Annotated in this window: 24 protein-coding genes; 11 read left to right on the top strand and 13 right to left on the bottom strand. The window is 64.6% G+C overall.

The window, feature by feature from the left end:
- Nucleotides 1–28: 28 nt before the first annotated feature.
- The gene (locus JG743_RS19865) at nt 29–1,252 is read right to left on the bottom strand and encodes an MFS transporter (protein ID WP_202292467.1); all 1,224 of its coding nucleotides are present in this window, start codon (nt 1,250–1,252) and stop codon (nt 29–31) included.
- 120 nt (nt 1,253–1,372) lie between these two features.
- Here JG743_RS19865 and JG743_RS19860 point away from each other — a divergent pair, with 120 nt between their 5' ends.
- Nucleotides 1,373–2,131, top strand: coding sequence for a DeoR/GlpR family DNA-binding transcription regulator (locus JG743_RS19860; protein WP_202292466.1), 759 nt, complete (start codon nt 1,373–1,375; stop codon nt 2,129–2,131).
- Nucleotides 2,132–2,257: 126 nt separating this feature from the next.
- Nucleotides 2,258–4,048, top strand: coding sequence for an aspartate--tRNA ligase (gene aspS / locus JG743_RS19855; protein WP_202302749.1), 1,791 nt, complete (start codon nt 2,258–2,260; stop codon nt 4,046–4,048).
- Between the two features lie 99 nt (nt 4,049–4,147).
- Here the strand turns inward: aspS and JG743_RS19850 are convergent, their stop codons facing one another.
- Nucleotides 4,148–5,338, bottom strand: a complete 1,191-nt coding sequence (locus JG743_RS19850; RefSeq protein ID WP_202292465.1) for a hypothetical protein — start codon at nt 5,336–5,338, stop codon at nt 4,148–4,150.
- A gap of 388 nt (nt 5,339–5,726) precedes the next feature.
- Between JG743_RS19850 and parC the strand changes: the two genes are divergently transcribed.
- On the top strand, nt 5,727–7,979 hold the full coding sequence (gene parC, locus JG743_RS19845; RefSeq protein WP_202292464.1) for a DNA topoisomerase IV subunit A: 2,253 nt from the start codon (nt 5,727–5,729) through the stop codon (nt 7,977–7,979).
- 314 nt (nt 7,980–8,293) lie between these two features.
- On the opposite strand, the gene JG743_RS19840 is transcribed toward parC, so the two are convergent.
- On the bottom strand, nt 8,294–9,250 hold the full coding sequence (locus tag JG743_RS19840) for an IS5 family transposase (protein ID WP_202292463.1): 957 nt from the start codon (nt 9,248–9,250) through the stop codon (nt 8,294–8,296).
- A 165-nt stretch (nt 9,251–9,415) separates the two neighbouring features.
- Between JG743_RS19840 and JG743_RS19835 the strand changes: the two genes are divergently transcribed.
- On the top strand, nt 9,416–10,621 hold the full coding sequence (locus tag JG743_RS19835) for an AI-2E family transporter (protein ID WP_202292462.1): 1,206 nt from the start codon (nt 9,416–9,418) through the stop codon (nt 10,619–10,621).
- Here JG743_RS19835 and JG743_RS19830 read toward each other — a convergent pair.
- The 3 genes from JG743_RS19830 to JG743_RS19820 form a co-directional block, all read right to left on the bottom strand.
- Entirely contained in the window at nt 10,609–11,505 is an 897-nt protein-coding gene (locus tag JG743_RS19830) for a DMT family transporter (RefSeq protein WP_202292461.1), read from the bottom strand. The two genes, JG743_RS19835 and JG743_RS19830, sit on opposite strands and share 13 nt — an antisense overlap.
- 187 nt (nt 11,506–11,692) lie before the next feature.
- Nucleotides 11,693–12,457 (bottom strand): arginyltransferase, encoded by a 765-nt coding sequence (locus JG743_RS19825; protein WP_126054972.1) that lies wholly within the window; start codon nt 12,455–12,457, stop codon nt 11,693–11,695.
- Nucleotides 12,458–12,596: 139 nt separating this feature from the next.
- Nucleotides 12,597–13,067, bottom strand: coding sequence for an RDD family protein (locus tag JG743_RS19820; protein ID WP_202292460.1), 471 nt, complete (start codon nt 13,065–13,067; stop codon nt 12,597–12,599).
- Between the two features lie 188 nt (nt 13,068–13,255).
- On the opposite strand from JG743_RS19820, the gene sthA reads away from it, so the two are divergent.
- Entirely contained in the window at nt 13,256–14,644 is a 1,389-nt protein-coding gene (gene sthA / locus JG743_RS19815) for a Si-specific NAD(P)(+) transhydrogenase (RefSeq protein ID WP_202292459.1), read from the top strand.
- A 21-nt stretch (nt 14,645–14,665) separates the two neighbouring features.
- Here the strand turns inward: sthA and JG743_RS19810 are convergent, their stop codons facing one another.
- Complete coding sequence (locus tag JG743_RS19810) at nt 14,666–15,319, bottom strand: alpha/beta hydrolase (protein ID WP_202292458.1); 654 nt, start codon at nt 15,317–15,319, stop codon at nt 14,666–14,668.
- A 202-nt stretch (nt 15,320–15,521) separates the two neighbouring features.
- On the opposite strand from JG743_RS19810, the gene JG743_RS19805 reads away from it, so the two are divergent.
- On the top strand, nt 15,522–16,715 hold the full coding sequence (locus tag JG743_RS19805) for an OpgC family protein (RefSeq protein WP_202292457.1): 1,194 nt from the start codon (nt 15,522–15,524) through the stop codon (nt 16,713–16,715).
- A gap of 6 nt (nt 16,716–16,721) precedes the next feature.
- Here JG743_RS19805 and JG743_RS19800 read toward each other — a convergent pair whose 3' ends face one another.
- Nucleotides 16,722–17,798: a LacI family DNA-binding transcriptional regulator gene (locus JG743_RS19800; RefSeq protein ID WP_202292456.1), complete on the bottom strand. Its 1,077-nt coding sequence runs from the start codon at nt 17,796–17,798 to the stop codon at nt 16,722–16,724.
- Between the two features lie 179 nt (nt 17,799–17,977).
- Between JG743_RS19800 and JG743_RS19795 the strand changes: the two genes are divergently transcribed.
- Entirely contained in the window at nt 17,978–18,121 is a 144-nt protein-coding gene (locus JG743_RS19795) for a hypothetical protein (RefSeq protein ID WP_202292455.1), read from the top strand.
- 59 nt (nt 18,122–18,180) lie between these two features.
- Nucleotides 18,181–18,330, top strand: coding sequence for a hypothetical protein (locus JG743_RS19790; RefSeq protein ID WP_202292454.1), 150 nt, complete (start codon nt 18,181–18,183; stop codon nt 18,328–18,330).
- A 9-nt stretch (nt 18,331–18,339) separates the two neighbouring features.
- Here JG743_RS19790 and JG743_RS19785 read toward each other — a convergent pair whose 3' ends face one another.
- Genes JG743_RS19785 through JG743_RS19775 form a run of 3 tightly spaced genes read right to left on the bottom strand, consistent with a single transcriptional unit; the run spans nt 18,340 to nt 20,437 of the window.
- Entirely contained in the window at nt 18,340–18,714 is a 375-nt protein-coding gene (locus JG743_RS19785) for a DUF423 domain-containing protein (RefSeq protein ID WP_202292453.1), read from the bottom strand.
- Nucleotides 18,715–18,771: 57 nt separating this feature from the next.
- On the bottom strand, nt 18,772–19,152 hold the full coding sequence (locus JG743_RS19780; protein ID WP_202292452.1) for a YkvA family protein: 381 nt from the start codon (nt 19,150–19,152) through the stop codon (nt 18,772–18,774).
- 31 nt (nt 19,153–19,183) lie between these two features.
- Nucleotides 19,184–20,437: an MFS transporter gene (locus JG743_RS19775; RefSeq protein WP_202292451.1), complete on the bottom strand. Its 1,254-nt coding sequence runs from the start codon at nt 20,435–20,437 to the stop codon at nt 19,184–19,186.
- Between the two features lie 116 nt (nt 20,438–20,553).
- On the opposite strand from JG743_RS19775, the gene JG743_RS19770 reads away from it, so the two are divergent.
- Nucleotides 20,554–21,219, top strand: coding sequence for a GntR family transcriptional regulator (locus JG743_RS19770; RefSeq protein WP_202292450.1), 666 nt, complete (start codon nt 20,554–20,556; stop codon nt 21,217–21,219).
- Between the two features lie 58 nt (nt 21,220–21,277).
- Nucleotides 21,278–21,538, top strand: a complete 261-nt coding sequence (locus tag JG743_RS19765) for a DUF982 domain-containing protein (protein WP_202292449.1) — start codon at nt 21,278–21,280, stop codon at nt 21,536–21,538.
- 36 nt (nt 21,539–21,574) lie between these two features.
- Here JG743_RS19765 and JG743_RS19760 read toward each other — a convergent pair whose 3' ends face one another.
- Nucleotides 21,575–21,727 carry a hypothetical protein gene (locus JG743_RS19760; protein WP_202292448.1) on the bottom strand — a complete coding sequence of 51 codons (153 nt, stop codon included), beginning with the start codon at nt 21,725–21,727 and terminating at the stop codon, nt 21,575–21,577.
- Between the two features lie 186 nt (nt 21,728–21,913).
- On the opposite strand from JG743_RS19760, the gene JG743_RS19755 reads away from it, so the two are divergent.
- Entirely contained in the window at nt 21,914–22,885 is a 972-nt protein-coding gene (locus JG743_RS19755; protein WP_202292447.1) for a glycosyl transferase family 90, read from the top strand.
- A 14-nt stretch (nt 22,886–22,899) separates the two neighbouring features.
- On the opposite strand, the gene JG743_RS19750 is transcribed toward JG743_RS19755, so the two are convergent.
- Nucleotides 22,900–23,943 (bottom strand): aldo/keto reductase, encoded by a 1,044-nt coding sequence (locus tag JG743_RS19750; protein WP_202292446.1) that lies wholly within the window; start codon nt 23,941–23,943, stop codon nt 22,900–22,902.
- Nucleotides 23,944–24,124: the final 181 nt, after the last annotated feature.

Below are 24,124 nucleotides of genomic sequence, written 5' to 3'. Positions count from 1 at the left end.
CGCATCCGCCTGACAACCGAAGAGCCGCTCATGCCTCGCCGGCTTGCGGCAGCATCTTCCGCGCCGGATCGGGCGCTTCGTCCGCCGGCACGGCGGACTTGGCTGGCCGCCGGCCAAGCGACCCGGCGGTCAGCAGGCTGAGCACGATGAACGGTATGCCGATACCGAAGGCCGCGCGGATGCCCCAATGGTCCGAGACGAAGCCGAGCAGCGGCGGGCCGAGCAGGAAGGCGACGAAGGAGATCTGCGAGAGTGCCGCGACGTTGATCGCCGCGGAGCGGTCGGTACGCTGGGCGGCGGCGGAGATAGCCAGCGGGAAGATGGCGCTGGTGCCGATGCCCAAAAGGGCAAAGCCCAGCATCGAGAAAAACGGCGCGGGCGACAGGAAAACGATAAGCACACCCGCCGCCATTGCTGCCAGCAGCACGCGCGCCACGCCGCTAGGCGAGTGGCGGTCGACGAAACTGTCGGCGAAGAAGCGCGTGGTCGCCTGCGAGAACGCGAACAGCGCCACCGTGAAGCCGGCGACGAAGGGGCCTGTGTCGAACACGGTGCGCATATAGATCGCCGACCAGTCGATGCTGGCGCCCTCCAGCAGCATCGCCGACAGCGTCACCGCGACGAGGACGAGGATCGGCAATGTCGGCCGCGCAAACATGGGCGCGGCGTCGCCGGTGCCGGCGTGACGGACGGGCGCCGGCTGGTAGCCGCCGAGAAACAGCATCATCGAACCTGCCACCATCGGCACGACAAGTGCCAGATGGAGCTGCGGCGACAGCCCGAGATGCGCGAGCGCTCCGCCGAACAGCCCGGCGCCGAAGAAGCCCATGCTCCAGAAGGAATGCGCCCGGTTCATGATGCGGCGCCCGACCAGGAACTCTGTCCTGTCCGCCTCGACATTGAGGATGATCTCGACGCTGCCGATCATCAGGCCGACCGGAAGCAGCATCAGGAACAGGGCAAGCGGCCCCGGCGCGTGCACCGCGACGGCATAGGCGAAGGCAATGAGCGGCACCAGGCCGAGCAGCGCGCGGCGGAAGCCGACGCGTTCCAGCACCGGCGCCGCCAGCGTCAGCGCGGTCAAGGTGCCGATCGGCGTCCCGATCAGGCTGAGCCCGAGCGTCCCGTCCTCGATATCCATGGCGCGCTTGATGTCGGGGAGCCGCGGAAAGATGTTGCCCATGGCAAAGGAATAGATCGCGAACCCGGCATAGACGCGGTGTTGAGGGGCAAGGTTGAGACCAAAACGCATGGCGGTGCTTTCAATGAAAGAGGGTCGATGGCTGGTTTGTCCAGCGGTCCGACAGAGTCGCTTCTTGCATAAACGTGCAAAACATGCAAGAACGTGCATCGCGAAAAACAGGATCGTGCAATGCTGACCGATCAACGGCACCAGATCATCCGCGACCGCCTGGCGGCGGAGGGCAGGGTGCTGGCCGGTGAGCTGGCGAGCCACTTCGGTGTGTCCGAGGACACGGTCCGCCGCGACCTCCGGGAGCTGGCAAAGGCCGGCGAGTGCAGGCGCGTCTATGGCGGCGCCGTCGCATCGGCACCTTTTGCCGCCGCGACGATCGGTCAGCGCAGTGGCCATGCGGTGGAGGAGAAGATGCGGCTGGCGAGCGCGGCAGTGAGACTGCTTTCCGCCGGGCAGAGCCTGTTCGTCGACGGCGGCACCACCAACGCGGCGATCGCCAGGGCCATTCCGCGCGACCTCGAACTGACCATCGCGACCAATTCCCTCGGCGTCGCCTCGGCGCTGTCCGAACATCCCCACGTCGAGCTGATCGTGCTCGGTGGCAGATTCGTGCGCGACCTCGGGACCTGCGTCGGCGCCGATACGCTGGCCGCTATCGCGCAGCTTGGCGCCGATCTGTGTTTCCTGGGCTCCTGCGGTCTCGACGCCTCACGCGGCGTGACGGCGTTCGATTCGGCCGAGGCCGAGGTGAAGCGCGCCATGGCCAGGAACAGCGCCGGCATCGTCATTGCCGTCACCAACGACAAGCTCGCCACAGCGGCGCCCTACCGTGTCGCCGGGGCCGAAGCGATCCGCCATCTGGTGGTTGAAAAGTCGGCACCGGCCGCGATCCTCGCCGATTTCGAACGCCAGGGCGCTGAAATCCATTTCGCGTGAGGGGACTAAAGCGGCGCGCCTGTGTGACCACTTGCCTTGACAAAACCGGCCTCCCATGCGCTTTTCGCGCCAATTTTCGAGCCGGGCCTTGGGTCCGCAATCAGCATCCGGACTTCATCCATGACAATGCATCGTTACCGCAGCCATACCTGTGCCCAATTGAGAAAGAGCGACGTCGGCGCCGCCGTGCGCCTGTCGGGCTGGGTGCATCGCGTGCGCGACCATGGGGGCCTGCTGTTCATCGACCTGCGCGACCATTACGGCCTGACCCAGATCGTTGCCGATCCGGATTCGCCAGCCTTTCAGATCGCCGAGACCGTGCGCGGCGAATGGGTCATCCGTGTCGATGGCGAGGTCAAGGCGCGCCTGCCGGAGACCGCGAACGCCAACCTGCCGACCGGCGAGATCGAGATTTTCGCGCGCGAGATCGAAGTGCTGTCGGCGGCCAAGGAATTGCCGCTGCCGGTGTTCGGCGAGCCGGATTATCCGGAAGACATCCGCCTGAAATACCGTTTCCTCGACCTGCGCCGCGAGACGTTGCACAGGAACATCGTGGCGCGGACGAAGATCATCGCCGAAATGCGCAAGCGCATGGGCGAGGTCGGCTTCACTGAATTCTCGACCCCGATCCTGACCGCGTCGTCGCCCGAGGGCGCGCGCGACTTCCTGGTGCCGTCGCGCATCCATCCCGGCACCTTCTATGCCCTGCCGCAAGCGCCGCAGCAGTACAAGCAGCTGATCATGGTCTCCGGCTTCGACCGTTATTTCCAGATCGCGCCCTGCTTCCGCGACGAGGATCCGCGCGCCGACCGTCTGCCCGGCGAGTTCTACCAGCTCGACCTCGAAATGAGCTTCGTCGAGCAGGACGACGTGCTGTCGACCATGGAGCCGGTGCTTCGCGATGTGTTCGAGACCTTCGCCGCCGGCAAGCCGGTGACGCAGAACTTCCGCCGCATCCCCTATGACGAGGCCATGCGCACCTACGGCTCCGACAAGCCGGACCTGCGCAACCCGATCGAGATGCAGGCGGTTTCGGATCATTTCCGGGATTCCGGCTTCAAGGTGTTCGCCAACATCCTGGCCAACGATCCGAAGGCCGAGGTCTGGGCCATTCCCGCCAAGACCGGCGGCAGCCGCGCCTTCTGCGACCGCATGAACTCATGGGCGCAGGGTGAGGGCCAGCCGGGGCTGGGCTACATCTTCTGGCGCAAGGAGGGCGACAAGCTCGAAGGCGCCGGTCCGATCGCCAAGAACATCGGCGAGGAGCGCACCGAGGCGGTCCGCCAGCAGCTTGGCCTTGCCGACGGCGACGCCGCCTTCTTCGTTGCCGGCGATCCGAAGAAGTTCGTCTCCTTCGCCGGTGCGGCGCGCACCCGCGCCGGCGAGGAATTGAACCTCGTCGACCGCGACCGCTTCGAACTGTGCTGGATCGTCGACTTCCCGTTCTTCGAATGGAACGAGGAGGAGAAGAAGATCGACTTCGCCCACAATCCGTTCTCGATGCCGCAGGGCGGCATCGAGGCGCTCGGCGGCGAGGATCTGCTCGGCATCAAGGCGTTCCAATACGACATGGTGTGCAATGGCTTCGAGATCGCCTCCGGCGGCATCCGCAACCATCTGCCGGAGACCATGGTCAAAGCCTTCGAGACGGTCGGGCTCGACCGCGCCACCGTCGAGGAGCGCTTCGGCGGCCTCTACCGCGCCTTCCAGTACGGCGCGCCGCCGCATGGCGGCATGGCGGCCGGCATCGACCGCATCGTCATGCTGCTGGTCGGCGCCAAGAACCTGCGCGAGGTCACCATGTTCCCGATGAACCAGCAGGCCTACGACCTGCTGATGAACGCGCCCTCGGAAGCCACGCCGCAGCAGCTGCGCGAGCTGTCGCTGCGCGTCGCCGCCGCCAAGAAGGAAGGTTAGGAATCGCTACCAAGCGGTTCCTGCTGCTTAAGGAATCGATCTCCAAACAAAAAGCCCGGCATCGCTGCCGGGCTTTTTTCGTGGACCGGATTGGTCCGATCACTCCTCGTTGGCCTTGACCTTGACGCCGAGCGTCTTCGGCAGGTCGAGCGGGTTCGACATCGCGCCGGCCATGATCAGCGCGAACGGCACCGCAGCCGGCGGCTCGGCCGAAATCTCCAGGCTCTTCGGATCGTCGAGATATTTGCCGACCGCCGCCGTCACCTCGGCCGTCAGCTCCGGGTTGTTGAGCTGCGCCATGCCGAACGGCACGATCGCCTTGGCCTGGTTGGCGATGTCCTTGCCCGACATGCCCTGCTGCTTGCCGACATACTCCAGCACCTTGTTGGTCAGCGAATCGTCGTCGAAGCGGATCGAGGCGCTGTTGAAGGAAAGCTGCTGCAGCAGGCCGAGCATGGCCATGCCTTGCGCCGAATTGTCTGCGCCTTCGGGCTGTGCTGCCATCTTCTTCTGCATATCCTGCAGCGACTTGACGAAGTCGAGCGTATAGCCGCCGAGGCCGAAGGTCATGCCGAGCTTGCCGGCATTGTCGACCGCGATGTCGTATTTCGACAGTTCCATCTTGCCGTCCGTCGGCTGCCAGGTGCCGGCGATGTCGATGTTGCCCGATATGTTCTGGTAGCCGAGCGCTTCGATGGCTTCCTTGGACTTGGGATCGTCGACCAGGGTCAGGTCGGCATTGAACTTTTCCGTCGTGCCGGAAAACTCCATCGCCTTGCCGTCCTCCGGCGGGGTGACCTCGATGGCAAGGCCGTCCATCGAGAAGGCGGTCTTATCGGCGACCTTGACTGTCATGTTGGAGAGTTCGGCCGACTTGTACATCATCAGCGAGCCGAGCGGGCCGGTGGCGCCTTCGGCCGGAACCGTCATGTCATGGATGACGAAGGGGCTGAGCGAGAGCGTGACGCCGTCCTTGCTGTGTTCGAAGGCTGCGGTCGAGACGGTGGCGATGTCGTAGCCGCCATCGGCTTCGCTCACCCCTTCGAGCTTGACGTCGCCGATGGTCAGCGGCTCCTTCTCGCCCGCCGGCTTAACGGCCACGCCCTGCAGCACCATGCTGGAGTCGTCGCCGCTCACCCCGGTCCAGGAGATGTCGACGCCCTGGGCGGCAAGCGCCGCCTTGAGGCGGTCGGCGACCGCTGCGTCCTGCGCGAAGGCGGCATTGAGCGGCAGCGTCAGCAGGAAGGTCGAGAAAGCGAGTTTCTTGAGAGTCGAGCGTTGGATTGTCATCGCGAGTTCCCCTGAGAGTTTACGAAAATTGCTTCGATCCTATACGCCCGTCACAATTCGGCGACGAACTGGACGGGAAGAAGGCGTTTGCCGGTACATTGGTCGAAAATCACGGCGCAACGCAAACCCGGCCCGGCTTCTTCGACTGAAGCGGTGAATTTGTCATGAAGATCGGGCTCCCATGCGCTATCGGCTCTGCCTTAGACACGGCATGTAACAGGTTGATGTTGGCCGGGGGCGTCATGCCGCCGATCCATGTTGCAGATGGCCGCAAATTGGTCCGCCGCCCCCGCCGGTTCCGTGAAATCCGTCACACCGTTGGGATGACAAGCGCCGACCGGCCCAGCCAGCGCTTGCCGCGAATCACCCGCTCGGCTAGTGCAAACCCATGGGAAAAAGGCTTTTGCCGCCTTCGGATGGCGGCGGTGACCACATCGAACCGGTCGATCTGAAGAAGGCGCTCGAGGAGCGCTATCTCGCCTATGCGCTGTCGACCATCATGCACCGGGCACTGCCGGATGTGCGCGACGGGCTGAAGCCGGTCCATCGCCGCATCATGCATGCCATGCGGCTCTTGAGGCTCAACCCCGACCAGGGCTTCGCCAAATGCGCCCGCATCGTCGGCGAGGTGATGGGCAAGTTCCACCCGCATGGCGACCAGTCGATCTACGACGCGCTGGTCAGGCTGGCGCAGGATTTCTCGATGCGCTACCCGCTCGTCGACGGGCAGGGCAATTTCGGCAATATCGACGGCGATAACGCCGCCGCCATGCGCTACACCGAAGCGCGCATGACCGACGTGGCGACGGAATTGCTCGCCGGCATCACCGAGGACGCCGTCGACTACCGCCCGACCTACAATGAGGAGGACGAGGAGCCGGTCGTGCTGCCCGGCGCCTTCCCGAACCTGCTCGCCAACGGCTCGTCCGGCATCGCCGTCGGCATGGCGACCTCCATCCCGCCGCACAACGCCGCCGAGCTTTGCGACGCGGCTCTGCATCTGATCGAGAACCCCGATGCGCCGGTGACGGCGCTGATGGAATTCGTCCAGGGGCCGGATTTCCCGACCGGCGGCATCATCGTCGACAGCCGCGCCTCGATCCTCGAAGCCTATGAGACCGGCCGCGGCGGCTTCCGCGTCAGGGCGAAATGGAACCAGGAGGACCAGGGCCGGGGCACGTGGAGCATCGTCGTCACCGAGATACCCTACGGCGTTCAGAAGGCCAGGCTGATCGAGAAGATCGCCGAGCTCCTGATGGCGCGCAAGCTGCCGCTGCTCGAAGACGTCCGGGACGAGAGCGCCGAGGACATCCGCGTCGTTCTGGTGCCCAAGAGCCGCACCGTCGATCCCGGCATCCTGATGGAATCGCTGTTCAAGCTGACCGAGCTCGAAAGCCGCTTCCCGCTCAACATGAACGTGCTGTCGCGCGGCAAGGTGCCCAACGTGCTGTCGCTGAAGGGCGTGCTCAAGGAATGGCTGGAGCACCGCCGCGACGTGCTCATCCGCCGCTCGAAGCACCGCCTCGGCGAGATCGAGAAGCGCCTCGAGATCCTCGCCGGCTACCTGATCGCCTACCTCAACATCGACGAGGTCATCAGGATCATCCGCGAGGAGGACGAGCCCAAGCAGGTGATGATGGCCCGCTGGTCGCTCACCGACACCCAGGCTGAAGCCATCCTCAACATGCGCCTGCGCGCCCTGCGCAAGCTGGAAGAGATCGAGATCCGCAAGGAGTTCGACGGGCTCACCGCCGAGAAGAAGCAGATCGAGGCGCTGCTGGCGTCCAGCGTCAAGCAGTGGGCGACGATCAAGTGGGAAGTCACCAGCATCCGCGACAAGTTCGGTCCGGAGACCGAGCTCGGCAGGCGCCGCACCCAGTTCGCCGACGCGCCCGAGCATGACCTGACCGATATCGCGCACGCCATGATCGAGCGCGAGCCGGTCACCGTTGTCGTCTCCGAGAAGGGCTGGCTGCGGGCGATGAAGGGCCACCTCACCGACCATTCGCAATTCACCTTCAAGGAAGGCGACAGCCTCAAGCTCGCCTTCCACGCCCAGACCACCGACAAGATCCTGGTCTTCACCACGGGCGGCAAGTTCTACACCATCGGCGCCGACCGGCTGCCGGGCGGGCGCGGCCATGGCGAGCCGATCCGCATCATCGTCGACATGGAGAACGACCAGGACATCGTCACCGCTTTCGTGCACGACCCGAAGCGCAAGCTGCTGCTCGTCTCCTACGACGCCAACGGCTTCATCGTGCCGGAGGAGGAGGTCGTCGCCAACACCCGCAAGGGCAAGCAGGTGATGAACGTCAAGGCGCCCGACGAGGCCAAGCGCTGCATACCGCTCACCGGCGACCACCTCGCCATTGTCGGCGAAAACCGCAAGATGCTGGTGTTCCCGCTTGCCGAGATCCCGGAGATGACGCGCGGCAAGGGCGTGCGCCTGCAGAAATACAAGGATGGCGGCGTGCTGGACATCAAGCCCTTCACGCTGGAGACCGGCCTGTCGTGGCAGGATTCGGCCGACCGCACCTTTAGCCGCTCGCGCGAGGAGCTGGCCGAATGGATCGGCGCCCGCGCCGCCGCCGGCCGCATGGTGCCGAAGGGCTTCCCGAGGACGGGCAAGTTCGGGTGAAGCTGCGATCTCCCCCTTTGTGGGGGAGATGGCCGAGCGAAGCTCGGTCGGACGAGGGTGCGCGAAGAGTTGCTACCTCACAGGCGTAAGCGCTTCAAATCCTTGGATATCTTCACGCTGCGCTTCTTCCGGCACCCCTCATCCGTCTCGGGGCTGCGCGCCGATCCACCTTCTCCCACAAGGGGCCTGTTGCGTAGTTAGCGGGGAGAGGCTTGCGGAGCGATTTCGCGGTTGGCTTTCGCTTTGCGGGATTGGGCTTCTGGTTTGGGGTTTAAGGGTGGTGGTCCGGCCCTTTGGCCGGTCGCTAGGCGCACCTATCCCGTGATGGCGGCCCATCGGCGCATGTTGAAGGCGATCGCCGCCATCGTCACCTGACCAGCAGCCTTGGCCAGTCCGACATAACGGATCGTGGTCAGCCTCATGCGGTTTTTGAGCGTGGCGAAGGTGGTCTCCACCGCCGCTCGCCGTCTGGCGATCAGACGATTGTAATGCTTGAGCCGCGCCGGCAGCGCATGATGCTTGTTGGGGCGGCGCGCAATGCGCACCTTCTTGCCCTCAGCCTTGAGCCGGGCACGGCGGGCATGGGTGTCATAGGCGGCATCCGCCCACACCGTCTTCTCGTCGCCGCAGATCAAGCGATCGGCCGGCACTGTGTCGTTGACGTTGGCCGGTGTAGTGATCACCGTGCGGATCAGGCCCGATCCCTCATCCACCCCGACATGAGCCTTGTAGCCGAAGGTGAGGCCGCCCTTGCCCTTGCGTGCGGTTATGCGAGCGTCTGCGTCCTTCGACACCCGCTCCGGCGTCGGCGGCGCCGAGACGGCATCGATCAGCGTGGCATCCAGCATCGTGCCACGCTTCAGGATCACACCGGCTTTCTCCAGCTGTCGGTCCAGTTCGCCAAACAGCTTCTCCATCAACCCTTCGCCGACAAGCAGATTGCGAAAGCGTGACAGCACCGTGTGATCGGGGATGCTCTCCTCAAGACCAAGCCCGACAAAGCGGCGGAACGACAACCGGTCGCCCAGCGCTTCCTCCAGTTCGCGATCCGACAGCCCATAGAGCGATTGCAGCAGCAGCGCCTTGAACAGTAGCAGCGGCGGCCAGGCCGCGCGTCCCGGCCCGCCATCGCGCAGCGCGACAAGCAGCTTCTCGAAGCGATACCACTTCACCAGACCAGACAGCCGATCGAGTGGCGAAGCGCCACCTGGAAGCTTGCTGCCAAGAAACGCCTCCGCCAAGCTCAACTGACCTGTCTGCTTCACCGCCATTGCGACTCTCCACGGCTTCCGCCCTCAGAGAATCACAACCAGCCAATTACGCAACAGGCCCACAAGGGGAGAAGGAAAGGCGCGTCCATCACCATTTGGACTATCGTCACGATTGCTGCACTATGATGGTGCATGAGCAGTCCCGGGCAGGGGAGAAATGCAGGTTTGAAGCAGGCTGAGATCCAGAAACCGGGGCAGCGGCTGTTCGGCCTGTCGACGCCGCTCAGGGCCGCCGTCATCCCGCCGCTGTCGGCGGCGCGCTGGCTGCTGGTGCTGATCGTCGCCGCCGGCGTCTATTTCTTCCACGGCTTCCTTTTCCCAGTGCTGGCGGCGCTGGTCATCGCTTTCGCCAGCTGGCCGCTCTACCGGCGCCTGCTCGCGGCCGTTGGCGGCAACCGCACCATCGCCGCCACCTTCGCCATCCTCTTCATCCTCACCTTCCTGGTGGTGCCGATCGCGCTTGCCGGCACCTATGCCATCAACGAGCTGCGCGAATGGGTCGGGTGGGCGATCGAGACCAACCGGCACGGCGCCGTGACGCCGCAATGGATCGCCACCATGCCCATTGTCGGCGAATGGCTGAACGAGCAGTGGACGACCAATCTCGGTCATCCCGGCGGCATCGGCGAACTGATCCAGCTGGTCAGCGGCGCCAATATCGGCAGCATCTATCGTGGCGCGCTGGCCGCCGGCGGCAGCGCGTTCGGCCTGCTTTTGACGCTGCTCTTCATGATGATCGCGCTGTTCTTCGCCTACCGCGACGGCGAGGCTTTCGCCGCCCAGATCGACCGTTTGGGCGAGCGCATCCTGCCAACGCGGTGGGAACGCATCTCGCGCGTGGTGCCGGCGACCATTTCGTCAACCGTCACCGGCATGACCGTGATTGCCATTGGCGAAGGGCTGGTGCTGGGCGTCGCCTACTGGCTGGCCGGCGTGCCGTCGCCGGTGACGCTCGGCGCACTCACCGGCGTGATGGCGCTGATCCCCGGCGGCGCGCCGCTGTCATTTACGCTGGTGTCGATCTACCTCGCCGCCAGCGGTTCGCCGATGGCGGGCTCCGCCCTGTTCATCTGGGGCGCGGTCGAGCTCTTCATCGTCGACAAGACCTTGCGCCCAAAACTGGTCGGCGGACCGATCAAGCTGCCATTCCTGCCGACCTTTTTCGGCCTGATCGGCGGCGTCAAGACGATGGGTTTTCTCGGCCTGTTCATCGGCCCGGTGCTGATGGCGCTGCTGGTCGCGATCTGGCGCGAATGGCTGCGCGAGGTCGAGCTGATGGACGATTCCGCCGCCGCGGCGGCCACGGAAACGGCGGGCGGTCCGCCGCAGATCGAGGTTGCGGCCGAAAAGAAGAAGATTCAGGCCGGCTGACCGACCGCGAGCGCGGTGCGGCGCTTGCGCCCCTCATGCAATTGCCAGATTGAGTGGGCCACCAGCGTCACTATTAGGATCGCGCCGCCGATCAGGCTGTTGCGCGACGGCGTCTCGGCGAAGATCATCCAGACCCAGACCGGCGCCAGCACCGTTTCCAAAAGGTAGAACATCGCCACTTCCGGCCCTGAGATGTATTTCGGTCCGTTGGCAAGGCAGAAGAACGAGATCGGCATGATCACGGCGCCATTGAAGATGATCCACCACGGCGCGTCCACCTGAAACCCGGTCTTCGAGACCATGAAGGCCGCGACGGCGAAGGGCAGCACCACGCCAATGAGCGAGGTGAAGCCCATATCCTTGCGGCTGGCGCGCGAGATGGTGATGGCGCAGGCGACGCAGAGCGCCGAGCACAGGGCCATGATGTCGCCGAACAGATATCCGCTGCCAATGGAGTCGCCGACGATGATGGCGACGCCGACGATCATCACCGCCAGCGCCGCCAGCGTCAGCGGCCGTGGCCGCTCTTTCAGGAACAGCCAGGACAGCAGCGCCGAGAACATGGTGGTGAAGGCGAGGATGAAGACGAGGTCGGCGGTCGAGGTGTGGTAGACGGCGGTGACGAAGGCGATCGAGCCGAGCCCGTAAAGCGTCGCCACCGCAACCCCGGACCGGCCGGGGACCAGTTGCGGCGCCCGGTCGCTCAGCAGGCGCCAGACCGTCCAGATGAGAATCCCGGCGAGGAAAGTGGTGCCGGTGCGCAGCAGGAGGATCGTCCAGGCCTCGCCATGGGCGAGCCGGATCAGCGGGATGTCGACGGTCAGCGTCATGCCGCCGATGGCCGTGAGCAGAAGGCCTTTCTGGTGGTCGTGATGGGAGGACATGCCAGTAATTCTCGCAATGAATTTGCAGGCGGACGGCTGTCGGCGCGATAGCGCATTCTCTCGCCAATCGGCGAAAAGACCAGCATCCTGCCGCTTGAAACAGTCTTGAGCGGTTGCGCAATTCCGGCCGGAAAACCGCTGCACACTTTTCCTGGAATTGCTTAACGTCGGGCTTTGAAAGGGTTAGTCAGCGCGTGACCGCTTCGTGGTCGTAGCGTTCCCAGCCTTTCGGGCCGAGATGCTCCTGCGGCATGAAACGCATCTTATAGCTCATCTTGCGCGAGCCGTTGACCCAGTAGCCGAGATAGACATGGGGCAGGCCCATGGCCCTGGCCCGGGCGATATGATCGAGGATCATGAAGGTGCCGAGCGAGCGGTCCTCGAAGTCCGGATTGAAGTAGGAATAGACCATCGACAGCCCGTCGGCCATCTTGTCGGTCAGCGCCACCGCGATCAGCTCGCCCTGGCCCTTGCCGGTGATGAAAGTGTCGGGGCCGCGGCGCCGGTATTCGATGATCTTGGTGTCGACATGGGTGTCCTCGACCATCATGGCATAGTCGAGCACCGTCATGTCCGACATGCCGCCGCGGCGGTGGCGGGCGTCGAGATAGGCGCGAAACAGCGAATACTGTTCGGTCGACGGCTGCGCGTCATGCATGGCGCCGACGAGGTCGGCATTGTGCTGGATCACCCGCTTCATATTGCGACTGGCGGTGAATTCCTGCGCCAGGATGCGCACCGACACGCAGGCGCGGCAGGTTTCGCAGGCGGGCCTGTAGGCGATGTTCTGCGAGCGCCGGAAACCGCCCTGCGTCAAGAGGTCGTTCATCTCGGGCGCCTTGTCGCCGACAAGGTGGGTAAACACCTTGCGTTCGAACTGGCCCTCCAGATAGGGGCACGGCGACGGCGCGGTCAGGAAGAACTGCGGCGACTGGGTCGGATGCTGCGTCATCGAGTCTAGGAAACGCTCCTGCGAATCGCCTTACCTTTGGCCCGGTCGGCGAAAAATTCAACAGGATTATAAGCCAGCGGCCGACCGAAGTCCTTCATATTTGCGGATAACCGTCCGCGCCGGCCTCCCGAAACCGGGATCAGCGATCGGTGCGGCTCACCACCGTGCCAAGCAGCAGGTCGTGCAGTGTGCGCTTGCGGTCCGAAAACAGCGTCACCAGCAGCACCAGCGGCGTCAGGATGACGTTGCCGGCCCAGAACAGCACCGAATGCACGACAGCGGTCAGTCCGTCGATGCGGCTGCCGTCGAGGCGGTCGAGCCGGATGCCCATCAGCTTCATGCCGGTGGTGGCCTGGTCGCCGCTACCCAGCGTGTTCCAGATGTAGAGGATGGCGACCGCCGGCACGAGCACCGAAAACAGCATCCAGCCAAGCCCGAGCGTCAGCAGGCCGAAAACGAACACCAGGATCGCGAACGGGATGGTGAGCAGCCCGATGATCAGGTAGTCGATCATGCAGGCCAGGATGCGCCGCGTGCGCACGCCGTCATAGGCGCGGACGTCGTCGAGCCTGCTGGTGATGATTTCGCCGTCAAGTACGCGCGCGTTCATGTCATGTCCTCGTAACTGGGCCCGCCATAGGGTGCGGGCCGTCCGCCACTGAAATGGTGAAAGCCGATGGCGGAATCAAGATTGTCGGTTTGGGCACGCTGTGTCGCGGCCGCTGAACCGGTTGAATTCACAGCGCGGATGGCGTTAGCTTGTTGCGGCGCAATAAGACGCCGAGGGGACGGGGTAGTATGGACTACGACATGGTGGTCATCGGCAGCGGGCCTTCGGGGCGCCGCGCCGCGGTGCAGTCGGCCAAGCTCGGCAAATCGGTGCTGGTGGTCGACCGGGGCCGGCGCCTTGGCGGCGTCTCGGTGCACACCGGCACCATTCCTTCGAAGACGCTGCGCGAGACGGTGCTCAACCTCTCCGGCTGGCGCGAGCGCGGCTTCTACGGGCGCGGCTACAGGGTCAAGCAGGACATTTCGGTCAGCGACCTCATTGAGCGCCTGCACAAGACGCTCGACCACGAGGTCGAGGTGCTGCAGCACCAGTTCATGCGCAACGCGGTCAAAAGTGCGCGTGCCACGGCGAAATTCCTCGGCCCCAACAAGGTCAGCCTGACGAGCGACAATGGCGACTACTCAGAGGTCGGTTTCGCCAATGCGCTGATCGCCGTCGGCACCAGGCCGCACCGGCCGCGCGACGTGCCGTTCGACAAGACCCGCGTCTTCGACAGCGACGAGATGCTGGAACTCGACCGGCTGCCGCGCACGCTGACCGTGATCGGCGCCGGCGTCATCGGCGTCGAGTACGCGACCATCTTTTCGGCCCTCGACGTGCCGGTGACGCTGGTCGAGCCACGCAACACCATCCTCGATTTCGTCGACCGGGAGATCGTCGACGACTTCATCCACCAGATGCGCGATCGTGGCATGACCATCCGCCTCGGCAGCACGGTCAAGGAGATCACCTCCAAGCCGGACTATGCCGAGGTGACGCTCGCAGATGGCCGTACCATTCGCTCCGAGATCGTGCTTTATGCCGCCGGCCGCAGCGGCAATCTCGGCAGCCTCGGCCTCGACGTGGTCGGCATAGAGTCCGACTCCAGGGGTCGCATCAAGGTCGACGCGAACACTTTCCAGACCACCGTGCCCAACATCTATGCCACCGGCGACGTCATCGGCTTTCCGAGCCTTGCCTCCACTTCGATGGAGCAGGGCAGGGTGGCCGCCTGCCATGCTTTCGGCGTCACCCTGCCGCCGCCGCCGGAAACCTTTCCCTATGGCATCTACGCCGTGCCCGAGATCTCTACCGTCGGTCAGTCGGAGGAGCAGGTGCGCGAAAGCGGCGCCGCCTACGAGGTCGGCGTGGCGCGTTTTCGCGAGACCTCGCGCGGCCACATCATGGGCGTCAATTCAGGCTTCCTGAAGCTGTTGTTCTCGGTCGAGACGCGCCGGCTGCTCGGCGCTCACATCGTCGGCGAAGGCGCCACCGAACTGATCCATATCGGCCAGGCGGTGATCAATCTCGGCGGCACGGTCGACTTCTTCGTCAACAACACCTTCAACTATCCGACGCTGGCCGAGGCCTACAAGATCGCCGGCCTGGATGCGTGGAACCGGATGGGGAAGGGCTAGGGCTTCTGATAACCGATTCGCTCACGCGACGGCTGGATCAGCCAGCCATCGCCTGACAATGGCGGCATCCGGGTCGCCGAACTCATGTCCCGATGCAACGATCCTTGCGTCGACCGTGGCGCCGCGCTGGCTTAGCAGCGTCACCAGCGCCGGTGCGAACGGCCCGTAGGTGAGGTCGGCGGCGCCGGCGATCATCAGCACCTTGGTGCCAGCAAGATCCGTCGGCGGCGTTTCGTCCAGCACCGGCATGGGCCGCAGAAGCGCCGCCCGCCGGACAAGGCCCGGCTGGAGCAGCATCAAGATCGAGACCAGATTGGCCCCGTTCGAGTAGCCGAGGTAGGTCGCGCGCGCGAGGTCGAGCCTGTGGCGCTTCGCAGCCTCGGTAACGAATGTGGCGAAGGCGTCCGTCTCCGTGCGGATGCTGGCCTGCTCGAAGCTAGTCGGCGTGATCCGTTCGAACCAGCGGAAGCCATCCTCCTGCGGAATTCGGCCACGCGCGGGGACCAGGACGGCATGGGGAGCGATCTGTTTCGCCAGCGGCACCAGCGTGGTTTCATCGACCCCGGATCCGTGTAGCAGGAACAGGCATTCGCCGCCTGCTTCCGCCGGCCGGATGAAGCGGTAGGGAAAGGTCAAGTCACGCAAGACGGTTGCTTCGCCGGTATATTCGGACACGCTTATATCCTTTTGAATCTATACATATTTCGTTGATTTGCCGGCTTCAAAACGGAATATTTTCTTGCTCCGCGAAAGTTGATTGAACCAGGCACACTTCAGTCCGTTTCTGCGCCGATATACCTCCCGTCGGGAGGAATCGAAGCGGTGCGCCGGGGGTCGCATTGCCCCAATGAACGACCAGCTTTGAGGCCTTTTGTCGATGACCATGCCAGTTTCGCCCGGACGCGATACGCGTATCCACGATCGCGATACGCGTATCGATGTGTTTCGCGCGCTCGCGCTGCTCACCATCTTCATCGACCATGTGCCCGGCACGATGTTCGAGACGCTGACCTACAAGAATTTCGGCTTCTCGGACGCCGCCGAAGCCTTCGTGCTGATCTCCGGCATGTCGGTGGCGCTTGCTTACGGCACCAAGTTCCCGCCTGGAGGCCGGCTGCTGGCGACGCTGAAAATGTGGCGCCGCGCCGGCGTGCTATATGTCGCCCATATCGTCACGACCATGGCGGTGATGGCGCTGTTCTGCGCCGCGGCAGTGTTCGCCAGGCGGCCGGAGCTGCTGAAGCTGATCAACATCGAGCCGCTGATGAAGAACACGCCGGAAGTGCTGGTCGGCATCGTCACGCTCGGCCATCAACTCGGCTACAACAACATCCTGCCGGTCTACGCGGTGCTGCTTCTGATGGCGCCCGCCTTCCTGCTTTTGATCAGCTACAGGCCAGTGCCGGCGCTTGTCCTGTCGGGCGCCCTGTGGCTCGTCGCCGGCATCTGGCAGATCGCGCCGCCGAACTATCCAGAGCCCGGTTTCTGGTTCCTCAATCCGCTGTCCTGGCAGTTCCTGTTCAACATCGGCCTGGCCGCCATGCTGCATGTCAGGCGCGGCGGCGTCATTCCGGTCAATCGCTGGCTGGTCGGAGCGGCCGCCGCCTATGTGCTGGCGGCGCTCGTCTGGGTGCACAGCCCGCTCTGGGGGCAGATCTCATGGTTCAACATGCCGGTGGTGCTGACCGGCTTCGACAAGACCTTCCTGTCGCTGCCGAGGCTCCTGCACATACTGGCGGTGAGCTATCTCATCGTCGCGCTACCGGCCGTCTCGAACCTGTTCCGCACCAGCCCCGACCATCCGCTCGCCATCCTCGGCAAGCGCTCGCTGCCGGTGTTCATCGCCGGCACGGTTCTCGCCATGGTGGCGCAGGTGATGAAGCTGATCAATCCGGGCGGCCTTGCCTATGACACCCTGCTGATTTCGGCCGGCATCGCCATGCAGTTCGCGCTCGCCTTTTATCTCGAATGGCTGTCCGGCATCGGTTCATCCGGCAGGAAGCCGGCCCGCGGCGACGTACCGGCGCGTGCGTCTTTCGGCGCCCGGCCGATGGCGGCGGGGAATCGGTGAGGTGGATCAGGCCTTTGCCGGTCCGGTAGATGCCCTGACGACGAGCTGGACGTCGAGCATCTCGCGCCGCACCGCGCCGTCGAAATTGAGGATCATGCGCGCCGCCCGCCGGCCGATCTCGGCGATCGGCTGGGCGATGGTGGTGAGCTGAGGGCTGCACAGCAGGCCGTCTGGAACGCCGTCGAAGCCGATGACCGAGACATCGCCCGGGACATTCAGGCCCCGCCTGGTCAGCCAGTCGACCGCGACCATGGCCATGCGGTCCGACATCGCCAGGATCGCGGTGGGCGGCTCGCCGCTGGCGAAGATGGCTTCGAGGCCGGCCCTGGTGGAGGCCGCCTCGTTTTCAGTCTCGTAGACCGGCACCTTGGTGGTGTCGATGCCGAAGCGGGAAAGCTCCTCGAAATAGCCGGCGAGTCGGTCGCGCGTTGCGGTGTAGAGCGCCGTCCCGAGCCGCCCGGGCGCGACAAGACCGGTGCTGCCGTCAACGAAAGGCAGTGACAGGACGGCGAAGTGGCGATGCCCGAGTTCGCCGAGATGACGCGCAGCCAGCCTGGCGCCGGCGACGTTGTCGATGCCGATCATCGAGGTGGTGTCGTCATCGAAGCCGATCGCGAGCGCGACGAAGGGAAGCCTGCGTTCGCGCGTCAGCTCGACGAGGCGAGGGCCGCCCTCGATGCAGAACAGGATGAAGCCGTCGACCAGGGCGCTCTGGATGTTCCAGGCGAGTTTCTCGTCATTTTGAGCCGATACCAGCGCAATTCCGGCACCGACGGCGTCGCATGCCTCGGAGATGCCGGCCATCATCACGCGCGCGAAAGGGTCGTCGAAGAAATAGGAGAGGGGCTCGGTCGAAGCGACGCCGATCGCATTGACCTTGCCGGCGCGCAGCAGCCGGCCCTTGGGGTCGGGTCCGGCATAGCCCATCGCCTCCGCCACGGCCTTGACCCGATCGCGCACTTCCGCGCGCACGATCTCCGGGCGGCTGAAGACGTTGGAGGCCGTGCCATGCGAGACGCCGGCCGCCTTGGCGATATCGGCCAGCCGGATGGGGCGTGTCTGGCCTTCGATGAGTGATGCCATGTCTGTTCTCCCGGACCTCCGACGCCGCAATACATGGACGGGGATCGATCTCCGGTCCATCTATCATCTTTATTGGATCGATTCAAATTTTGCTTGACTCTCAGGTCTCGTGGCGTATGGTTGAATCGATCCAAGTTGGCAATTCGGCTGAATTGGAGCGGGTTTGGAAGGAGGGTGCCATGCATCCGGTCAACTTTCTGTTCGAGGACGTCTACCGCAACGATTGGGGCATTGCCTCGGCTGCGCTCAGCGAGAAGCGCCGCGGCAAGGCAAGTCCATGGAAGCGCGAGCCGCGCTTTGTCGTGGATCGCAAGCGCGGCTGAACGGTCGGTCTTTTTCACGTCGATCGATTGGATCGATTCAATTCAAAGGGATGAACGCTATGCATCCGATGAACCATCTGTTCGAGGACATCTATCGCAACTATTGGGGCATCTCTCCGGCGTCCGAGCGGCCGGAGCGGCGGCGCCTCACAGGCCCGGCCGTGCGCAGTCGCGAATGGCTGGCAAGGCGCGAGCGCCGGCGGGACTGATCGCCGGTCTCAGGCACGGCGCGGCATGAAGGCCGAGGCGGCGATCGCCAGCCAGCCGCCAATCAGCAAGGTGCCGCCGATCGGCGCCGACATTGGAAAAGGCCGCGAACCCAAAAAGTCGCGGGCGAGAAGATCGCCGCAGAAAAGCACCAACCCGACAAGCAGGACCAGGCTTGCGACTCGCAAAGCGCGTTCCGCGCCGATGAGCCCGACGGCGAAGAAGACTGGCGCGTGCATAAGCAGGAAGGACGCCGCCGTGCCGACGAAGGCGCCTCCCAGATGCGCGGCCGCGGCCGACAGCGCCACGCCCGCCGCGCCGCAAAGGCCGCCCGCAAGCACGAAGACACGGCTGCCTGCGCTCGCTGGTTGTTCAGTTGAGCCCATATCAGGTGCCTCCTGCCATACGACCGATGTTGTGAAAGCGCGGATGATGTCGCGAACTCAGCCGATGAAGTAGCGATAGCCGAGCCACGCCGCCAGTGCGGCAGATGCGCCCCAGACGCAGGCGATGACGACTGCGGCTACCCGACTCACCGGGCGCTCTCCCGCAAGCGCGGCAGCGGCGCGATGTTCTGCCATGACCTCCGGTGGGATCATCTTCAACACGGCCAGAATGCCGAGCGGCACAATGATCGCGTCATCGAGATATCCAAGCACCGGGATGAAGTCGGGAATCAGGTCTATTGGTGACAGCGCATAGCCGGCGATGAACAGCGCCAGCACTTTAGCATACCAAGGTGTGCGGGGATCCCCGGCTGCGAGATAGATCGCGTGCACGTCTCGCTTGATCGTGCGCGCCCAGTCCTTCAGCTTGCCGTTCATCGGGCGGGTTTATCCGCAAAAGGCGAACGTGTCAGCGGCTGCCGGCTTGCGCCAGCATGTTGCGGGTGCGCCGCGACTGGACAATCCAGTTGTACACCGCGCCGCTCGCCATCAGCACCGACGTGCCCAGGAACACCGAGCGCATGCCGAAATGGCCGCCGGCGAAGCCGCCGAGCAGAGGTCCCGCCACCTGGCCGACATACTGCGCCGAAATCGACAGGCCCAGCACATTGCCGCCGACACCTTCCGGCACGTTGTGGCGGATGACGCTGGTGATGCAGGGCAAAAGCCCGCCCAGCGCCAGGCCCATCAGGAAGCGCAGGCCGATCAACTGCCAGCCCTTGGTGACGAAGGCCTGCGGGATCAACAGCAGGGCCGAGGCAGCAAGCGCGGCGATCACGACATTCCAGTGGCCGATGCGGTCGGCAAGTTTGCCGAGCCAAGAGGCCGACAGGATGGCGCCGAGCGCCGTCGCCGACATCACGACGCCGGCGACCAGCGTCACCCGGCTTTGATCCTCGATCAGCTGCTGCACATAGACGGTGATGATCGGTTCGATCGACATCGTGGCGAAGGCGAGCAGCATGCCGGTCGCCAGCATGGCGACGACCGGGCGCTTGTCGCGGATCTGCGACCAGCCGCTTTTCGGCTTTGACGTCGCTTCGGCTCTGGCGGCCGCCGGGCGAGGGGTCTCCTTGATCAGGAAGGTCGTCGCCAGGAAGGCAAGGAAGATGACGCCGCCCGACAGCAGGAAGGTGGCGCGGATGCCGATCACCGGCGGCAATGCGCCGCCCAGCAGCGGCCCGACCAGGGAGCCTGCCGTGATGCCGGCCGAGAGCACGCCGAGCGCCCAGCCGGAACGCTCCTTCGGTGTCTGCATGGCGACCAGGATGGTCGAGCCCGACGAATAGCCGCCGGCAAAGCCGATCAGCAGGCGCAGCAGCACCAGTTGCCAGACGGTTTCGACCATGCCGGTCAGCGACATGCAGATCGCCATGCCGAAACTGGCGCGCACCAGCATCAGCTTGCGGCCGTAGCGGTCGCCGAGCCGTCCCCACAGCGGCGCCACAAGGGCGGCCGCAAAGAAGGTGGCACCGTAGGCGATGCCCGACCATTGCACGATCGCCGCATGGCCCTCGGCGCCCAACTGCTCGACATAGAGCGGCAGGAAGGGCAGCAGCAAGGTCATGGCGATGAGCGTGCTGAACGAGCCCGCGAAGCAGACGGCGAGATTGCGCCGCCAGTGGACATTGTAGCCGCTCTGTTCGCTGCCGTTCTCGCTCATCTCATGCCTGCCCCATGGTGGGGATTGTTGTGGATACCAATTTGGGATACCAAGGTGGCATCCGTCATGAACCTCAACCCTGTCGCTGTCAATGCGACCCAACGAACGGAACCCACATGTCGCAGATGCAGAGCGTCGAACGGCAGCTTCGCGAGATGATCCTCGGCCTCGAGATCGGACCCGGCGAGCGCCTGACCGAGCGTTGGATCGAAAGCCGCTTCGCCGCCTCGCGCACGCCGGTCAGGGCCGCGCTGCTGCGCCTGGAGACCGAAGGCCTGATCTGCCGCGACGGGCGCGGCTGGACAGTCTCGCCCATCAATCTGGCCGAGCTCGAGCAGATCGCCGTCTATCGCGAGGCGGTGGAGGTGGCCGCCGTCAGGCTGACCTGCGCCCTGCAAGACAGGAGCGCCGTCGACGTCATCGAGGCGATGCTGGAGTCCTGCGATGCCGAGACCCCGCGCGAGGAATGGCACCGCATCGGCATGGATTTCCATATCGAGCTGGCCAGGCTCTCCGGTAACGACTTCCTGTTTAGGGCAGTGCGCGACGCGATGACCAGGCTTTCCCGCGCGCGCTGGCTGGAGGTCCGCGACGAGGCGGCGCTTGGGCGGGCCTGGGCCGAGCACCACGCGGTGTTGGCCGCGGTGTGGGCCGGCGACGCCGACGAGGCGGCACGGCTGCTTTCGGCCCATATCGTCGGCAGCCGCGACCGGCTGGTGACGTCGCTGCGCGACGACCGGCGCGGCTTGCGTGCCCGGGGATTCGCCGTCGTCGCGGCGTGATCGCGATTCAGTTTGCTTTGCCTCTCGCTTCGCGCTCGCCGATGGCGTAAGAGCGGCGATGGAAAACAACCGGTTTGAAATACCCGTGACCGTCAAGTCGGCCACGGCGGGAACCAATCAGCTCTTGCGCACCGCGCGAGAAGCTTCGGACTATCTGCTCAACAGCTGGCCGGGCAAGCGCAGCACCAAGCATCGCGAAGCGCTGCAGGCCTGTCACGACGCCCTGGCCGGCGACAAGCCGGCGATGAATGCCAGGCGCGCCTTCATCGCCGCCGCCCGCGAAGTGAATGTCTTCGTCAGCGACAAGGCCCCGGCCTAGGGCTTTCGATAGAGCGACCGCCGGCTGAAGGCGGCGCTACTCGGCCGTCTCCACTTCGGCGTTGGCCTTGTCCTCGGGCTTCGAACGCTCCTTGGCGGCGACCTTGGCCGCCAGCTTCTCGGCCTTCTTGGCAGCCTTCTGCCGATCGCGCTCCTTGCGTTCCTGACCGTAATTCGGTGCTCGCGCCATATCGTTTCCTTTCAACCGCCCTTAGACCTGAGCCCTGCCTAGGAGCATTGGGTCGCAAACACAACTGCTGAAGCAAGAATAGGCGGACAATGAGCTTGCCCTTGGTTCGGGGCTTGCAAGACAGGCGGCACAATGGTGTAGGAGAAATCTGCGCGCCAGCGCCAGGCTGATTGAAACGACGGACCGATGGCCACGCCTCTCCGAACCGCCGCCAAGGTGTTTTACTACGCGCGCAACTTTGCGCGCGACCTCGCTCCGCAGGCGCTGTTCCGCCACCGGCTGGCGGGATGGCTGGAGCAGGCACGGCGGTCGGACAACTCGGTCCGCGAGCGCGTGAACTTCTACAACAGGCTGGAGCAGCCCTTTGTGCCGAGCCCGGCCGCGGTGCCCGTCAGCCGCATACCGTTTCGGCCGAGCATGTATTATTACGACCTGAAGGAGTTTGCCCGCTATTTCGATCCGGCGCTGCTCATCGACCTCGAGTTCGGCGACGTCATCGATGTTCCCAAGATGCCGTCGATCGTCAAGGACCGGCCGATCACAGACGGCAACGGCAATTCGGTGCTGATGAAGCTCGACAAGTTCCGTCACTTCCAGATGCCCGCCGACCGGCAGCCCTTTGCCGACAAGCGCCCGCTGGTGGTCTGGCGCGGCCATCTCAACAATCCGATACGGACTCGGTTCCTCGACGCTATGCGCGACCTGCCGATCTGCGATGTCGGCACGCCGAACAAGGACGCGAAGGCCGAATACCAAAAACCCTATCTCACCATCGATGAGCAGCGGCGTTACCGCTACATCGTCTCGCTCGAGGGCAACGATGTCGCGACCAACCTCAAATGGATCATGAGCTCGAATTCGCTCTGCATGATGCCGCCGCCGACCTACGAGACCTGGTTCGCCGAAAGCGAGGTCAGGGCCGATGTCCACTACGTGCCGCTGGCGCCCGACTTCTCCGATCTCGCCGACAGGGTGCGCCATTTCGAAAAGCATCCAGCCGATGCCGAACGCATCGTCGCCGCCGCCAACGCCTATTGCCGGAAATTCCGCAACGAGCGGGACGAGCAGGCGATCTCGCTGCTCGTCCTCTACAAATATTTCGTGCTCAGCGGCCAGGTCAAACCGGATCCCGAAGTCTGGCGTTTCATCGCCGGCTGACCCTTTCCCAGCTCTCAGATATCGCTGCGGTCGAGCACCAGGTCGGCCGGCCCGAAGCGGCCCCTGGCCGTCAGCTGCTGGTGCCAATAGGGGTAGAGGACCGGCGGCCGGCTGACAGCGTCGAGCCGCGCGCGCTCGTCGAAGGACAAAGTCAGGCTGGCGGCGGCGATGTTGTCCTTGAGCTGCGCTTCGCTTCGGGCGCCGATCACCAGCGACGAGACCGCCGGCCGGCCGAGCAGCCAGGCGAGCGCCACCTGCGCGCCAGACACGCCCCTGGCCTTGCCGATATCGACGAGCACGTCGACGATCCGCCACAGCCGGTCCTCGTCGCGGATCGGCGGCTCCGACCAGCCGCCGAGCTGCCGGGCGGTCGGACTGTCGCGGTGGTATTTGCCGCTGAGCAGGCCGCCGGCGAGCGGGCTCCACACCAGCACGCCGAGCCCTTGGTCGACCGAGATCGGCAAGAGCTCGTATTCGGCCTCGCGCGCCTCGAGCGTGTAGTGGATCTGCTGGGTGACGAAGCGCGGCTGGTGGCTGCTGTCGCTGATGGCAAGCGCCTTCATCACCTGCCAGCCGGAATAGTTGGAGCAGCCGACATAGCGGATCTTGCCCTGGCTCACCAGCGTGTCGAGCGCGGCGATCGTCTCCTCCAGCGGCGTCACGCCGTCCCACTCATGCAGGAAGTAGATGTCGATGACATCGGTCTTCAGCCGCTTCAGGCTCTTCTCGCATTCGCGGATCAGGTGGTGGCGCGACAGGCCCTCGTCGTTGGGGCCTTTGCCGATGCGCATGCGCGCCTTGGAGGCGATCAGCACGTCGTCCTTGCGCTTGCCGCCCAGCGCTTCGCCGATGATCTCTTCCGAAATCCCGTTCGAATAGACATTGGCGGTGTCGATGAGGTTGATGCCGGCATCGATGCAGAGGTCGATCATCCGGGCGGCTTCCTTGAGGTCGGTCTTGCCGACGGCTGCGAAAGCGCCGGCGCCGCCGAAGGTCATGGTGCCGAGCGTCAAGGTCGAAACCTTCAGCCCGGAACGGCCGAGTGTGCGGTATTCCATTTGAGATCCTCGCGATTGCATTGAGAGAGGCGCCGCGAAAGGGCTGCCCGAATGAGACGGCGTATTTGTAGGACAAGTTCGCCGGTTTGTCGCCCCATCGCGGCGAGCGGTCGATCACATCTGTAACTGCGGCCTTGCAATAAAACCGTCATTGCCGGCCTTTATTGAAGTCGGCTCAGGA

The organism is Mesorhizobium sp. 131-2-1, from assembly GCF_016756535.1.
Lineage (GTDB): Bacteria > Pseudomonadota > Alphaproteobacteria > Rhizobiales > Rhizobiaceae > Mesorhizobium.
The sequence above is the reverse complement of the archived record's forward strand: the minus strand, read 5'-3'. Positions and strand labels throughout refer to the sequence as shown.

Excerpts from the sequence above, each read along its gene's own strand:
- JG743_RS19865 (WP_202292467.1), bottom strand. The coding sequence starts at position 1,252 with ATGCGTTTTGGTCTCAACCTTGCCCCTCAACACCGCGTCTATGCCGGG.
- JG743_RS19860 (WP_202292466.1), top strand. The coding sequence starts at position 1,373 with ATGCTGACCGATCAACGGCACCAGATCATCCGCGACCGCCTGGCGGCG.
- aspS (WP_202302749.1), top strand. The coding sequence starts at position 2,258 with ATGCATCGTTACCGCAGCCATACCTGTGCCCAATTGAGAAAGAGCGAC.
- JG743_RS19850 (WP_202292465.1), bottom strand. The coding sequence starts at position 5,338 with ATGACAATCCAACGCTCGACTCTCAAGAAACTCGCTTTCTCGACCTTC.
- parC (WP_202292464.1), top strand. The coding sequence starts at position 5,727 with ATGGGAAAAAGGCTTTTGCCGCCTTCGGATGGCGGCGGTGACCACATC.
- JG743_RS19840 (WP_202292463.1), bottom strand. The coding sequence starts at position 9,250 with ATGGCGGTGAAGCAGACAGGTCAGTTGAGCTTGGCGGAGGCGTTTCTT.
- JG743_RS19830 (WP_202292461.1), bottom strand. The coding sequence starts at position 11,505 with ATGTCCTCCCATCACGACCACCAGAAAGGCCTTCTGCTCACGGCCATC.
- JG743_RS19825 (WP_126054972.1), bottom strand. The coding sequence starts at position 12,457 with ATGACGCAGCATCCGACCCAGTCGCCGCAGTTCTTCCTGACCGCGCCG.
- JG743_RS19820 (WP_202292460.1), bottom strand. The coding sequence starts at position 13,067 with ATGAACGCGCGCGTACTTGACGGCGAAATCATCACCAGCAGGCTCGAC.
- sthA (WP_202292459.1), top strand. The coding sequence starts at position 13,256 with ATGGACTACGACATGGTGGTCATCGGCAGCGGGCCTTCGGGGCGCCGC.
- JG743_RS19805 (WP_202292457.1), top strand. The coding sequence starts at position 15,522 with ATGACCATGCCAGTTTCGCCCGGACGCGATACGCGTATCCACGATCGC.
- JG743_RS19800 (WP_202292456.1), bottom strand. The coding sequence starts at position 17,798 with ATGGCATCACTCATCGAAGGCCAGACACGCCCCATCCGGCTGGCCGAT.
- JG743_RS19795 (WP_202292455.1), top strand. The coding sequence starts at position 17,978 with ATGCATCCGGTCAACTTTCTGTTCGAGGACGTCTACCGCAACGATTGG.
- JG743_RS19790 (WP_202292454.1), top strand. The coding sequence starts at position 18,181 with ATGCATCCGATGAACCATCTGTTCGAGGACATCTATCGCAACTATTGG.
- JG743_RS19785 (WP_202292453.1), bottom strand. The coding sequence starts at position 18,714 with ATGGGCTCAACTGAACAACCAGCGAGCGCAGGCAGCCGTGTCTTCGTG.
- JG743_RS19780 (WP_202292452.1), bottom strand. The coding sequence starts at position 19,152 with ATGAACGGCAAGCTGAAGGACTGGGCGCGCACGATCAAGCGAGACGTG.
- JG743_RS19775 (WP_202292451.1), bottom strand. The coding sequence starts at position 20,437 with ATGAGCGAGAACGGCAGCGAACAGAGCGGCTACAATGTCCACTGGCGG.
- JG743_RS19770 (WP_202292450.1), top strand. The coding sequence starts at position 20,554 with ATGTCGCAGATGCAGAGCGTCGAACGGCAGCTTCGCGAGATGATCCTC.
- JG743_RS19765 (WP_202292449.1), top strand. The coding sequence starts at position 21,278 with ATGGAAAACAACCGGTTTGAAATACCCGTGACCGTCAAGTCGGCCACG.
- JG743_RS19760 (WP_202292448.1), bottom strand. The coding sequence starts at position 21,727 with ATGGCGCGAGCACCGAATTACGGTCAGGAACGCAAGGAGCGCGATCGG.
- JG743_RS19755 (WP_202292447.1), top strand. The coding sequence starts at position 21,914 with ATGGCCACGCCTCTCCGAACCGCCGCCAAGGTGTTTTACTACGCGCGC.
- JG743_RS19750 (WP_202292446.1), bottom strand. The coding sequence starts at position 23,943 with ATGGAATACCGCACACTCGGCCGTTCCGGGCTGAAGGTTTCGACCTTG.